Origin of the sequence: Phytomonospora sp. NPDC050363 (assembly GCF_040655735.1) — a bacterium.
GTDB lineage: Bacteria > Actinomycetota > Actinomycetes > Mycobacteriales > Micromonosporaceae > Phytomonospora.
On record NZ_JBFAKK010000007.1, the window covers coordinates 161,836 to 175,694 of the forward strand.

The 13,859-nt window shown below is 70.6% G+C and carries 10 protein-coding genes; 7 read left to right on the forward strand and 3 right to left on the reverse strand.

The window, feature by feature from the left end:
* Window positions 1-252 precede the first annotated feature (252 nt).
* Complete coding sequence (locus tag AB0I28_RS20490; RefSeq protein ID WP_357495472.1) at window positions 253-1,959, forward strand: ABC transporter ATP-binding protein; 1,707 nt, start codon at window positions 253-255, stop codon at window positions 1,957-1,959.
* Window positions 1,956-3,977, forward strand: a complete 2,022-nt coding sequence (locus tag AB0I28_RS20495) for an ABC transporter ATP-binding protein (protein ID WP_357495474.1) — start codon at window positions 1,956-1,958, stop codon at window positions 3,975-3,977. The genes AB0I28_RS20490 and AB0I28_RS20495 overlap by 4 nt, the downstream gene beginning before the upstream one ends.
* 1,377 nt (window positions 3,978-5,354) lie before the next feature.
* Here AB0I28_RS20495 and AB0I28_RS20500 read toward each other — a convergent pair.
* Window positions 5,355-7,649, reverse strand: coding sequence for a bifunctional salicylyl-CoA 5-hydroxylase/oxidoreductase (locus tag AB0I28_RS20500; protein ID WP_357495476.1), 2,295 nt, complete (start codon window positions 7,647-7,649; stop codon window positions 5,355-5,357).
* A gap of 21 nt (window positions 7,650-7,670) precedes the next feature.
* Here AB0I28_RS20500 and AB0I28_RS20505 point away from each other — a divergent pair, with 21 nt between their 5' ends.
* On the forward strand, window positions 7,671-8,402 hold the full coding sequence (locus AB0I28_RS20505) for an SDR family NAD(P)-dependent oxidoreductase (RefSeq protein WP_357495478.1): 732 nt from the start codon (window positions 7,671-7,673) through the stop codon (window positions 8,400-8,402).
* A 132-nt stretch (window positions 8,403-8,534) separates the two neighbouring features.
* Here AB0I28_RS20505 and AB0I28_RS20510 read toward each other — a convergent pair whose 3' ends face one another.
* The gene (locus AB0I28_RS20510; RefSeq protein WP_357495480.1) at window positions 8,535-9,179 is read right to left on the reverse strand and encodes an HAD hydrolase-like protein; all 645 of its coding nucleotides are present in this window, start codon (window positions 9,177-9,179) and stop codon (window positions 8,535-8,537) included.
* Between the two features lie 31 nt (window positions 9,180-9,210).
* Window positions 9,211-9,453, reverse strand: coding sequence for a glutaredoxin family protein (locus AB0I28_RS20515; protein ID WP_357495952.1), 243 nt, complete (start codon window positions 9,451-9,453; stop codon window positions 9,211-9,213).
* 260 nt (window positions 9,454-9,713) lie between these two features.
* Between AB0I28_RS20515 and AB0I28_RS20520 the strand changes: the two genes are divergently transcribed.
* From AB0I28_RS20520 to AB0I28_RS20535, 4 genes are all read left to right on the forward strand, one after another.
* Window positions 9,714-10,529: an ECF subfamily RNA polymerase sigma factor, BldN family gene (locus AB0I28_RS20520; protein WP_357495481.1), complete on the forward strand. Its 816-nt coding sequence runs from the start codon at window positions 9,714-9,716 to the stop codon at window positions 10,527-10,529.
* A 190-nt stretch (window positions 10,530-10,719) separates the two neighbouring features.
* Window positions 10,720-11,853: a DUF5667 domain-containing protein gene (locus AB0I28_RS20525; protein WP_357495483.1), complete on the forward strand. Its 1,134-nt coding sequence runs from the start codon at window positions 10,720-10,722 to the stop codon at window positions 11,851-11,853.
* Window positions 11,854-11,897: 44 nt separating this feature from the next.
* Entirely contained in the window at window positions 11,898-12,719 is an 822-nt protein-coding gene (locus AB0I28_RS20530; protein WP_357495485.1) for an HAD-IB family hydrolase, read from the forward strand.
* A 2-nt stretch (window positions 12,720-12,721) separates the two neighbouring features.
* Window positions 12,722-13,831 carry a hypothetical protein gene (locus tag AB0I28_RS20535; protein WP_357495487.1) on the forward strand — a complete coding sequence of 370 codons (1,110 nt, stop codon included), beginning with the start codon at window positions 12,722-12,724 and terminating at the stop codon, window positions 13,829-13,831.
* The last annotated feature ends 28 nt before the right edge of the window (window positions 13,832-13,859 follow it).

Here is a 13,859-nt window from a genome sequence, read left to right on the forward strand (position 1 = left end):
TGACCTCAACCTATGTTCAAGAGGCAGGCTCGCCATGCGCCGGCCGCGAAAATCGCTTCTAGTCCTCGCCTAAGGCGCGCACACTCTCAAGGCGGACAACGTAGGACAGGCATCAGGGAGGCCAGCAGAATGAGTTCACCGGCCACGCGCGAGGTGACACTCACGCGCGCGCAGAAGAACGGCGGCCCACCCGGTGAGCCACCTCCCTCAAAGGGGGACGGCCGCACTCTCCTGCGGCTTCTCAGAGCGCACATGGGCCCATACCGCAAGCCGATCGCCTACCTGATCGCCTTGCAGCTCGTCTCGACGATCGCGATGCTCTACCTGCCGACCCTCAACGCCGAGATCATCGACAAGGGTGTCGTCAAGGGCGACACGGGGCTCATCCTGCGGCTCGGCGGGGTGATGCTGGCGATCACGCTGGTGCAGATCCTCGCCTCGATCGCCGCGGTCTACTACGCCGCGCGCACCGCGATGGCCGTCGGCCGCGACGTGCGCGCCGGGATCTTCGAGCGCGTCCAGTCCTTCTCGGTGCGCGAGGTCGGGCAGTTCGGCGCGCCGTCGCTGATCACCCGCATCACCAACGACGTCCAGCAGGTGCAGATGCTGGTCTTCCTGACCTTCATCCTGCTCGTCTCGGCGCCGGTGATGGCCTTCGGCGGCGTGATCATGGCCGTCAGCGTCGACCCGCCGCTGTCGGCGCTGCTGCTGATCCTGGTGCCGGTCCTGATCGGCTCGGTCGCGCTGATCGTGAGCCGGATGGGCCCGCTGTTTCGGGCCATGCAGGTCCGCATCGACGAGGTCAACCGCGTCATGCGCGAGCAGATCACCGGTATCCGGGTGATCCGCGCGTTCGTGCGCGACCGCTACGAGCAGGAGCGCTTCGCCGGCGCCAACCGCGAGCTGATGGACGTGTCGCTGGGCGTCGGGCGCCTGATGGCGTGGATGTTCCCGACGGTCATGCTCGTCATGAACGTCTCCAGCGTCGCCGTGATGTGGTTCGGGGCGCACCGGATCGCCTCCGGCGGGATGGAGATCGGGGCCCTGACGGCCTTCCTGTCCTACCTGATGCAGATCCTGATGTCGGTGATGATGGGGACCTTCGTGCTGATCATGCTGCCGCGCGCGCAGGTCAGCGCCGGCCGCATCCAGGAGGTCCTGTCGACCGAGACGAGCCTGACGATCCCCGACTCGCCGGTCACCGAGCTGCCCCAGCACGGGCAGCTCGAACTGCGCGACGTCGACTTCGGCTACCCCGGCGCCGAGGAGCCCGTGCTGTGCGGGATCGACCTGGTGGCGCATCCGGGGCAGACGACGGCGATCATCGGCTCGACCGGAAGCGGCAAGACCACGCTGCTGAACCTCATCCCGCGGCTGTTCGACGTGACCGGCGGGCAGGTCCTCGTCGACGGCGTCGACGTGCGCAGCCTGGCCCGCGCGACGCTGTCGAAGGCGGTCGGCATGGTCCCGCAGAAGCCGTACCTGTTCAGCGGGACCATCGCCACGAACCTGCGCTACGGCAACCCCGACGCCACCGACGCCGACCTGTGGCGGGCGCTGGAGGTCGCGCAGGCCGCCGAGTTCGTGCGCGCCAAGGAAGAGGGACTCGACTCCCCGATCGGGCAGGGCGGCACGAACGTGTCGGGCGGACAGCGGCAGCGGCTCGCGATCGCGCGCATGCTGGTCGCCAAGCCCGAGATCTACCTCTTCGACGACTCCTTCTCCGCGCTCGACTACGCCACCGACGCCGCCCTGCGGGCCGCGCTGTCGCGTGAGATCGCCGAAGCGACGGTCGTCATCGTCGCCCAGCGCGTGTCCACGATCCGCTCGGCCGACCGGATCGTGGTCCTCGACGAAGGACGCGTGGTCGGCACCGGTACGCACGACGAGCTGATGGCGGAGAACGAGACCTACCGCGAGATCGTGCTGTCGCAGCACAGTGAGCAGGAGGCGGCATGAGCGAGCCGGAGAAGAACGGAACGTCCGCGTCCGCGCCCGCGCAGAACGGCAAGGCCGAGGGCCCGACGCCGGGCCGCATCAAGGGCGCTCCCCAGCGCGGCGGCATGGGCGGGCCGATGGCCGGCGCGATGCCGACCGAGAAGGCCATGCACTTCAAGGAGTCCAGCCTCCGCCTGCTGCGGATGATGCGCCCCGAGCGCGGGCTGGCGTTCTTCGCGCTGCTCCTCGGCGTCGCGTCGGTGGCGCTGACGGTGATCGGCCCGAAGATCCTCGGGCACGCCACCGACCTCATTTTCGGTGGCGTCATCGGCAAGATGGTGCCCGAGGGCATCAGCCGCGAGCAGGCCATCGAACTGGTGCGCGCCAGCGGTGAGGAGACCGTCGCCGACGTCATGTCCACAGTGGAGTTCACGCCCGGGCAGGGGATCGACTTCACCGAGGTCGGGCGGGTCCTGCTGATCGTGCTGGCGCTGTTCGTGGCCGGCTCGCTCTGCATGCTCTGGCAGGGCAGGATCACCGCGGTCATCGTGCAGCGCATGGGTTTTCGGCTGCGGGAGCAGGCGCAGACGAAACTGGCCCGGCTTCCCCTGGGGTACTTCGACAAGCAGCCGCGCGGCGAGATCCTGTCGCGCACCACCAACGACATCGACAACATCTCGCAGACGCTCCAGCAGGCGCTGTCGCAGCTGGTGGTGTCGCTGCTGACGATCGTCGGCGTGCTCGTCATGATGGTCATCATCTCGCCGCTGCTCGCGGTGATCGCCGTGGTGACCGTCCCGGTCTCCCTGTGGGTGACGGTGCTGATCGGCAAGCGGGCGCAGCCGCAGTTCCTGAAGCAGTGGGGCACGACCGGCAAGCTCAACGGGCACATCGAGGAGATGTTCACCGGGCACGCGCTGGTCAAGGTGTTCGGCAGGCAGAAGGAGGCGTCGGACACCTTCGCCGAGCACAACGAGGACCTCTACGAGGCGGCGTTCAAGGCGCAGTTCATCTCCGGCATCATCCAGCCGGCGATGATGTTCATCGGGAACATCAACTACGTGCTGGTCGCCGTGATCGGTGGCCTGCGGGTGGCGTCGGGCACGATGTCGCTGGGTGACGTGCAGGCGTTCATCCAGTACTCGCGCCAGTTCTCGCAGCCGATCACGCAGGTCGCCTCGATGGCCAACCTGCTCCAGTCGGGCGTGGCCTCCGCCGAGCGGGTCTTCGACCTGCTCGACTCCGAGGAGCAGTCGCCCGAGCCGCAGCGTCCGCTGACGCCGACCGAGACCGTCGGCCGGGTGGCCTTCGAGCACGTCTCGTTCCGTTACGAGGACGACAGACCGCTGATCGACGACCTGTCGCTGGCGGTGGAGCCCGGGCACACCGTGGCCATCGTCGGGCCGACCGGTGCGGGCAAGACGACGCTGGTGAACCTGCTGATGCGGTTCTACGAGGTGCGCGGCGGCCGGATCACATTGGACGGTGTGAACATCGCCGAGATGACCCGCGAGGATCTGCGGGCGCGCACCGGGATGGTCCTGCAGGACACCTGGCTGTTCGGTGGGACGATCGCGCAGAACATCGTGTACGGGGTCGGCGGGATCAGCGAGGAGCGGATGCTCGAAGCCGCCAGGGCCACCCACGTCGACCACTTCGTGCGCACCCTCCCCGACGGGTACGACACGGTCATCGACGAGGAGGGCTCGAACCTCAGCGCCGGTGAGAAGCAGCTGATCACGATCGCGCGGGCGTTCCTGACCGAGCCGACCATCCTCGTGCTCGACGAGGCCACGTCCTCTGTGGACACCCGCACCGAGGTGCTGATCCAGCGCGCGATGACCGAACTGCGCTCCGGAAGGACCAGCTTCGTGATCGCCCACCGCCTCTCGACGATCCGCGACGCCGACCTCATCCTGGTGATGGAGGACGGCGCGATCGTCGAACAGGGCGACCACGAGAGCCTGCTGAAAGCCGGGGGAGCGTACGCGCGGCTCTACGCCGCGCAGTTCGCCCAGGCGGTGGTGGGCGTGGAGTAAGGCGTGAGGTAGGTGGGGTGGCTGCGACGCGCGGCTGGTCCACTGGCGAGGAACGACGAAGGGCGGCTCCGACGGGGCCGCCCTTCGCGTGGGCGGGGGTTGTGGGGTGGGGGACGGGGCGGCGGGGTGGCGTGGCGCGGGGTGGGAGCGCGGGGGTGGTGGGTCGGCGGCGCCCGGGACGGCGGGTCCCCTGCCGCTGCGCTCCCCCGCCGGCCAGCCACGACCCGGGCTCGCCGACTGCCGCCCGACGGGAGGACCCAGCCAGTCACCTGTCCGTGGAGACTCGACTCCGCCGGTGACGGCGGCAGCGCCGACCGCGTGGATCACCACGCCGTTTCGGGAACCGTGGCCCGGCGGGCGACGGCGTGCCGCTCAGCGCCGTCCCGTCGGAGGCTCCGTACTCGGCTCAGTGGCCGGACAAGCGGCTCGCTGCGGCCTCGATGCCGCCCCGGACTCGCTGGCAGTCTGGACGGAGTGCGTCCTGCCCCAGTGGGCCGCCCCTGACGACCTTCTGCCTGCCACTGCTCTCAGTGCCGCCGGGGCGGCGGGTTCATGCGGCGGCGGACGTGATGCCGGTCCGGACTCGCCAGCCGTTGCCCGCCGGTAGACCGGCTCGGCTGCGCTGCCCATCGGGAACTCAGCGGCCGGGCAGGCGGCAGCGCCATTCCGTCGATCAGGCCACCGCAGACCGCTTTTACAACGCCTACTCCCGCTGCCCGGAGATACCCGGCGCCACCGTGCGCAGTGCCGCCGCATTCACGCTGTCCACGCTGTCCACGCGCGGAGTGGGTCTGTTGCGCTTCTCGCCCGGCATGGGTGGGCCTCAGACGTGGGGACGGTCAGCCACTCCACGTCGGCGCCCGCGTAGCAGCAGGTGCGAGCAAGCCTTCGAAGCGGGAACTGTGGGACCGCGACCGAACGCCGCCAGGACCGGAGTGCGCCCGGCCCCGCCGGGCCGCCCTGGACGACCTCGCGCATGGTTCCCGACCTGGCGCCGCCACCCCGCCCGGCACCGTGCCGCTGCCGCGAGACGCCGCCCCGGGTGCGCCCTCGCCAGCCGAGCGCGTCCGGACCAGTCCCGCCGCACCTGGATGACCTCCCACGGGGCTCCCGGCGTGCACCTTGCCCTGCGCAGCGCGTTCCGTCGGCGGCATCGTGCCGGCCGCTCCGTGCCGCTGTGCCGCGTCACGCCCGGGGTCGTCGGCCGTTGCCCGGCGGGAGGACCCACCTCACCCGGCCCGTCGGTGGCTTCCGGGCGCCCGCCGCTCGGCCGCTACGGCGGCGTTCGCAACGCCACCGCCCCACCCGCCCAACCACCGCCCCACCCTCGCGCCGAGACCGCACCCCGCCGCCGTCGCCGCCCCCGCCGCCGTCCCCTCAACCCCGCCCCGTCGGTGGCTTCCGGGCGCCCGCCGCGAACTGCTTCGGCCACGGCATCGGGTAGTCCTGCTCGATCGCCGCGTGCAGGGTCCACTGCGGGTCGTACAGGTGGGTGCGGCCCAGGGCGCACAGGTCGGCGCGGCCGGCGAGGATGATCGAGTTGACGTCGTCGTAGGAGGAGATGGCGCCGACGGCGATGACGGTGACGGCGGGGAAGTCGGCCGCCAGGGCGTGGCGGATCCGGTCGGCGAAGGGGGTCTGGAAGGACCTGCCGAAGGCCGGCTTCTCGTCATGGACGACTTGGCCGGTGGAGACGTCGATCGCGTCGACACCGGCGGCGGCGAAGGCGCGCGCGACGGCCACGGACTCCTCGGGTGTGAGGCCGTCGGGGTGCCAGTCGGTGGCCGACAGGCGCACCGACAGCGGGCCGGTCCACTCGGCGCGAACGGCGGCCAGCACTTCGAGCGGGAAGCGCAGCCTGCCCTCCAGCGACCCTCCATAGTGGTCGGTGCGGTGGTTGGTCAGCGGTGAGATGAAGCTCGACAGCAGGTAGCCGTGGGCGCAGTGGAGTTCGAGCAGGTCGAATCCGCACTCGCGGGCGCGGCGCGCCGACCTGGCGAAGTCGGCGCGAACGGCGTCGAGGTCGGCGACGCTCAGCTCGCGCGGCGTCTGACTACTCTCCTTGTACGGCAGCGGGGACGGCGCGACCAGCGGCCAGTTGCCCTCGGGCAGCGGGTCGTCGATGCCCTCCCACATCAGCTTCGTGGAACCCTTGCGACCGGCGTGTCCGAGCTGCACGCCGATCCTCGCCTCGCTGCGCCCGTGCACGAAGTCGACGATCCGCTTCCACGCGACGGTCTGCTCGTCGTCGTACAGACCCGCGCAGCCGGGCGTGATGCGCCCTTCCGGCGAGACGCAGACCATCTCGGTCATGACCAGTCCGGCACCGCCGAGCGCCTTGGACCCCAGGTGCACCAGGTGAAAGTCGCCGGGGACGCCGTCGTCGGCGGAGTACATGTCCATGGCCGAGACGACCACGCGGTTGCGCAGTTCGAGACCGGCGAGGGTGTAGGGCTGGAACATCGGCGGCCTGCGGACCGCGGGCCCCGGTGTGGCGCCCCGGGCCACCTCGTGGGCGGCGAACCAGTCGTCCACTTCGGACACGTAACCGGGATCGCGCAGCCGCAGGTTGTCGTAGGTGATGCGGCGGGAGCGGGTGAGCAGGTTGAACGCGAACTGCGGCGGTTCCTGGTCGAGGTAGTGGCCGAGGTCCTCGAACCACTCCAGGCTCGCCTGCGCGGCGCGCTGCGTCGACAGGACCACCGGCCGCCGCTCGACCTCGTACTCGCCGAGCGCGTCGGCGACATCCCCTGCGGTGCCGAGCTTCTCGACGAGCGCGGCGGCGTCCTGCATGGCGAGCTTGGTGCCCGAGCCGATGGAGAAGTGCGCGGTGTGGGCGGCGTCGCCGATCAGCACCAGGTTCTCGTGCGACCAGCGCTCGCAGCGCACGGTCGTGAAGCCGATCCACTTGGAGTTGTTGCCGTGCAGGCGATGCCCGGCGAGCCGGTCGGCGAACAGCTCGGCGCAGCGCTCGATGGCGGTGGCGTCGGTCAGCCCGAGCGCCGACCAGACCTCCTCGCGCATCTCGACGATGACGGTCGAGCCGCCGGCGTCGTAGGGATAGCCGTGGAGCTGGACGACTCCGTGCGGGGTCGGGCGCACGTCGAAGGTGAAGGACTCGAAGGCGCGGTCGCTGCCGAGCCAGATGTACTTGCAGCGCCGGGTGTCCAGGCTCGGCCGGAAGGTCTCGGCGAAGGCCGCGCGACTGGCCGAGTGCACACCGTCGGCGGCGACCACGAGGTCGTTGGCGGCCATCAGCTCGGCGGCCGGCGGTGCCTGCGACTCGAAGCGCAGGCGTACACCGAGGTCGGCACATCGCTTGTGCAGCAGGGCGAGCAGGCCGACGCGGCTCACGGCGGCGAAGCGGTGGCCGCCCGACGTGGTCAGCGACGGAGGCGACTCGGGCGTCTGTCGATAGTGGACATCGATGTCGTCCCAGCGGACGAAGCGCCCGGCGAGTTCGGCGAAGATCTCGGCGTCGCCGACCTCGATGGACTCCAGGGTCTCGTCGGAGAAGACGACGCCGAAGCCGAAGGTGTCGTCGGGTGCGTTGCGCTCCCAGACGGTGATCTCCCAGGCCGGGTTGCGGCGGGCGGCCAGGGCCGCGAAGTACAGGCCGCCGGGTCCGCCGCCGATGACGGCGACACGCATGGTTCCGCTGAGGTTGCCCACGGGTCTTAGTATCGTGCATGAATGACGGTCGTCAACAGTAAGCGCTTCGACGGGCGGGCCGTGCTGATCACCGGCGGCGCCGGCGGCATCGGGCGGGTCCTGCGCGCCGGGTTCGAGGCCGAGGGCGCCATCGTCGCCACGGTCGATCCGGCCGGCGGCGACTACCCCGTCGACGTCACCGATCCCGCGGCCCTGGAGCTGGTCTGCGCCGAGGTCGCCGACCGCTACGGCCGCCTCGACGTGCTCGTGTGCCTCGCCGGCGGTTCCCTGGGCACCCCGCCGGGCATCGCCGAGGTCTCGTCGTCCGATGTGGACCGAGTGCTGGACGTCAACGTGAAGGGCACCCTGTACGCCTGCCGCGCCGCACTGCCGTACCTGCGCGAGTCGAAGGGCGCCGTCGTGGCCTGCGGTTCGATCGGCGGCCGGCAGCCCTCTCCGGTCACGGGCGTCGTCTACGCGGCCGCGAAGGCGGCGATCGGGGGACTCGTGCGCAAGCTCGCGCGCGAGGTCGGCCCCGACGGCGTGCGCGTGAACGCCGTCGCGCCGGGGCTGTTCCTGACCGACCGGGTCGGGGCGATGTTCGAGGCCCTGCCGGAGGAGGAGAAGGCGGCCGTGCGGGGCGAGATCGCGCTGGGGCGGATGCCCGAGCTGCGCGAGCTGGTCGAGCCGGTGCTGTTCCTCGCGGGCGAGGCGAGCAGCTACGTCACGGGGGTGACGCTGGACGTGAACGGCGGGAGGTTCATGCCGTTGTGACCCGGCGGCCACAGGGCGTCCGGTCGAGGAGGCGGCCGCCCGATCGCTCGACGGCGAAGACGGCCCGAAGTGAGCGCACGGCGTCACCTCACGCGCTTCACTCCGGCGGCACCGTCACCAGCGCCTTCCTTCTCAGACCCCGCTCGACCCCGCCAGTTCCACCGCCCCCAGCAGCGTCGCCGCCACCGGCACGCCGACGGCCCGCAGCTTCACCTCCGACGTGAACCCGCCGGTGTACAGCACCGCCGCGGCGCCCACGGCCAGCGCGGCCTCGGCGTCGTCGACCGAGTCGCCGATCAGCACCACCGTCGAGGGCTCGACGCCGATGGCGGCCAGGTGCGCCTCCAAATGGGGCTGCTTGGGACCGCCGCCGGCTCCGCGCAATCCATCGATGCGGTTAAGCAGAGCGGTTAGTCCGAACTGGTCGACCAAGGGCACCAGGTTCTCGTGGTGCCACATCGACAGCAATGACTGCGTTCCGCCCCACGCGGCGATGGCGTCGCGGGCGTCGGCGGCGGGTTTGCACGCCAGTCGGTGCCGTTCATATGACTGGTGGAAGATGCGGTCCATGAGCACGAACTCCTCGGCGGTCACCGTGCGGCCGAGTTCGAGCGAGTAGTAGTCGGCGATGGGCCGCTTGAATCGGTCCCGGTGCTCGTCGGTGGTCACGGCGTTCCCGCCCGCTCCGGTGAGCACGTCGTTGGTCGCCTGGACCACCGCGTCGATGTCGTTGAAAAGGGTCCCGTTCCAGTCCCAGACCAGGTGGCGCGTCGTCATCCGAAGAGATTACCCGCGGCATCCGACGAGTTCACCGGCTTATGTCGGCGACCAGCCGGTCCTCCTCGACACGCCAGTAACCGTGCTCGCGGCCGTCGAGCAGGACGACCGGCAGACGGTCGGCGTACTCGCGGCGGAGGGCCTCGTCGGCGGCCACGTCCACTTCGGACCACGACACGCCGGTGCGTCGCGACACACGATCCAGTGCGACTCGCGCTTCGACGCACAAGTGGCATCCCGCCGTGGTGAGAAGTACGACGCGCGACTCGCCGATTTGTGAGCCCACTTCGGATATTCCTTTCCCGTCAAGGGTTTTGGAGAGCAGGTGAAAAGGGGTACCGTCACTCAACCGGGTGAGGACTCAAACATTAATCGCACAAACTGTCCGTTCCGATCATGACTACTCTCGGGACACAATCTCTGCGTTGTGTAGTTAAGTCCGCACAGTTCGGTGGGTCAGGCCCTATCATGATCCGGGTCGGCACCCCCGTGACCTTGGGTCCCGACAAACCCCTCACCCGAGGAGGCAGGTAAGTGCCCGGTTCCGCGCATGTTGTCACCGACGAGCTGCACATGGCCAGGCTCGCCCTTTCCAATGGGCTGGCCGCCATGCGTCACATGCTGGCGGCGACGATCCACGCCGATCCGGCCGCGGCCACCGGATCGGAGGCCGCCTCACCACCGACTCGCGGCAGGATCGCACCCGTGGCCCGCGGCCGCACCGATGAGAAGGCCGCCGAGGAACCCGGCACCGGCGGTCCCGAGACCGGCGGCGACGACCCCGTCCGCGGCACCGAGATCTGGGACCTCGTCCGTCGTGCGCAGGCCGGCGACACCGAGGCCTTCGGCCAGATCTACGACCGCTACATCGACACGGTCTTCCGCTACATCTACTTCCGCGTCTCCCGCCGCGACCTGGCCGAGGACCTCACCAGCGAGACCTTCCTGCGGGCGCTCAAGCGGATCAACAGCTTCACCTGGCAGGGCCGCGACTTCGGCGCCTGGCTGGTCACGATCGCGCGCAACCTCATGGCCGACCACTTCAAGTCCGGCCGCTACCGACTTGAGGTCGCCACCGCCGACGTCCTGGACGCCGACAAGGAGGAGTCCGGTCCCGAGGGCAACCCCGAGACGGCCGTCGTCGACAAGATCACCAACGCGACCCTCCTCGAAGCGGTCAAGGAGCTCAACGCCGAGCAGCAGGAGTGCATCGTCCTGCGCTTCCTCCAGGGCTTCTCCGTCGCCGAGACCGCCCGCGCGATGAACAAGAACGAGGGCGCCATCAAGGCCCTCCAGTACCGCGCCGTGCGCACGCTGGGCCGTCTGCTGCCCGAAGGGTTCGGACGATGACCCCAGTCCGGGGCCGTGCCCCCGTGGTGTTCATGCATGCCCAAGGCTTCGAAAACCATGAATATTCGTCAGATGTCCGACACTTCGCCCGGCTGTCCAGGGTGAGTGAGCACACCCTTAGCGCGTTGGCCGTAACCGGAAGAGGCCTGTCCGCGTTGAATCGGATACAAGCGGCGAGAGGGGGTGTGCAATGACGCCAGGACCGTTTGGACGAGCCCGAGCCGAACGTTTCGCGCAACTCCTGGACGAGACGCAAGGCGCGCCTCGCAAGCACATCAAGTCCACCCACGACCACGACCTCGCGCCACTGGTGGAGGTCGCCACGACCATCACCGGACTGGCCGAGGAGACGGCCCGCGTCCGCACCGACGACGCCTTCCGGGCCAAGCTCCGCGGACGCCTCATGGCGGTCGCGAGCGTTCAGGGGATCGGCGACACGGCCACCGGCCCGGACGCCATCCCGCGCGCCAAGCCCGAAGCGCCCGCACCCGCACGCGGAGGCCGACGCCTCGCCGTCGGCGTGACGGTCGTCTTCGGCATCCTCGCGCTGTCCGGCATGTCGGCCGCCAGCGGCCAGGCCATGCCCGGCGACGCGCTCTACGACGTGAAGCGCTCCACCGAGCGCGCGCAGCTCGCACTCGCCGGATCCGACGTCAACCGCGGTCAGCTCTACCTGGAGTTCGCCCGCAACCGGCTCGACGAGGCGGCCTCGGTCGCCACGGACCCGGCGTCGGTCGACCGCACCCTCGACGACATGGACGACGAGACCCGCCAGGGCGTCTCCCTGCTCACCGGCGCGTCGGTCGAACGCACCGACGAGGGCGTCCTCGACGCCATCGACACCTTCGTCGAGACCCACCGCGTGGAACTCGTCGACTTCGTCGCCTCGACCGAGGCCGAGACCCGCTCGCGGGCCCTCGACTCCCTCGGCCTGCTCGACGAGGTCGAACAGCGCTCCGAGAAGCTGCGCTTCTCCCTGCTGTGCACCGCTTCCGGCGACGCCGAGGTGGACACCCTGGGCCCCGTCCCACTGTCCTGTTCGGCCCTGCCGGACCCGTCGCACACGCCGGCCCCCGTCGACGAGAGCGAGCTGCAGGCCAGCCGCGACTCCCGTCCCGACGACCCGGCCGACGACGCCGATCCGGCCGACAAGCCCAAGGACGAAGACGACGAGACCAAGGACCCGGCGGCCGAACCGACCAAGTCGCCGACCGCCGGACCCACCGGCACACCGGGAACCGACGACACCTCCGATCAAGACGACGGCGGCGGTGGCCTCCTCGGCCAACTCGGCGGCATCCTCTCCGGACTGCTCGGCGGTTGAACACGGTTTTCCGTCTCGTCACCGGCAGGCACTACCCTCGAATGGTGAACGCACTCGACGTACAGAACCCGCCGCCGGTCACCGACGCGACCGGGGCGGCGTTCTTCGACGTCGACAACACCCTGATGCAGGGCGCGTCGATCTACTGGTTCGCCCGCGGACTGGCCGCCCGGCGCTTCTTCCGCACCTCGGACCTGATGCGCTTCGGCTGGCAGCAGGCGCGCTTTCGCCTGCACGGCAAGGAGAACCACGGCCACATCGCCGACATCAAGGAGTCGGCGCTCGCCTTCGTCGCCGGCCGCCCGGTCGACGAGGTCGTCGACCTGTGCGAGGAGATCTTCGACGAGCTCATCGCCGAACGCATCTGGGCCGGCACCCGCGCACTCGCCCACCGGCACCGCGAGGACGGCCAGCGCGTGTGGCTGGTCACCGCGACCCCGGTCGAGCTCGCCGAGATCATCGCCCGCCGCCTCGGCCTGACCGGCGCTCTGGGCACCGTCGCCGAGATCAAGGACGGCATCTACACCGGCCACCTCATCGGCGACATCATGCACGGCGCCGCCAAGGCCGACGCGGTCCGCGCGCTGGCCTCCGTCGAGGGCCTCGACCTGGCCCGCTGCTCCGCCTACAGCGACTCCTCCAACGACCTGCCGATGCTCTCGGCGGTCGGCCACGCCGTCGCGGTCAACCCCGACACGGTGCTGCGCCGCACCGCCCGCCAGCGCGGCTGGGCCATCAAGGACTTCCGCTCCGGGCGTAAGGCCGCCATGCTCGCGCTTCCGACGGCGATCGCCGCCGGGGCCGTCGCGGGCGCGGTCGCCGGCGGCTTCGCGCTGCGGCGGCGCAGTAAGCGCAACAGCCGCTGACCATGGGTTCGCGCCTGTTCACCCGCCCGTCACCGGCCCTCGTCCTGGCCCTCGCGGCGGCTGCTGTGTGGATCGCGCTCCCCATCCCCGAACGCACGCCCACCGGCTCCCCCGTCGGTCCCGCCGTTCGCTCCGTCGCCGAGGAATGGCCCGGCACGACTCCCGCGGAGTTCCTGGGCACCTTCTTCGACGGCACGCCCTTCACGCCACTGCTCTACCTCGACGAGCTCACCGTCGTGGCCACCGCGCCCACACCCGACGGAGAGCGCGTCCGGCTCGTCGTCTACACCCCCGGCGAGGAGGCCCGCGAGCTGGCGACCTTGAGCGCCGACGACGCGCCCGGCTTCACCGCCGTGGCCGCCGACGACGAGCGGATCGTGTGGACGCAGACCGTTCCCGACGCCAAGGGCGTGGCCCGTACGGGCATCTGGACCGCGCCGGCCGGGCTCGCCGAGGCCGAGGCGGTCCGCGTCACCGCCGACACCGGCGACGCGCTGTTCACCGGCTCCCAGTACGACCTCCAGATCGCCGGCGGGAGTGTGCACTGGGCGGCCGGCACCAGGGGGTCGGCGCCGGCGACCGAGCTGCGCTCGCATCCCCTGTCGGGCGGCGAGACCACGACGGTGACACTGGAGGGCGAGTTCGCCTGGAGCGCCTGGCCCTACGCGGTCAGCAACGGCGGTGCGGCCGGTGAGGGCGTGCTGCTGGCCGACATGGCCGCGGAGAACACGACCGTGATTCCCGTCGAGACCGGTGCGCTGGCGACCTGTACGCCGGTGTGGTGCCGGGTGCTGGCGCTGGGCATGGCCGGGCCCGGGGGGACCGAACTGATGCGGACCGACGGGTCGCAGCGCCGGCGCATCGCCGACGAGCGCACCAGTGCGGCCGTGCCCGACCCGATGCTGCTGGATCGCTTCGAGGTGCTGCTCGACGTGTCGGCCGCCGACGCCGACGGGCAGCCGCTGCTGATCTTCGACCAGGTGAGCGGGAAGACCTTGCTGGTGGCCTCCGACGCGCGGATCGTGCGCGCGCGGGGAGCGACGGTGTGGTGGTCGACGGGGGACGAGGAGACGTTGAAGTGGCACGCGCTGAACCTGGCGCGGCTGGAGTAGGCGCGAGGAAGGCGCGCTCCCCCGCGGG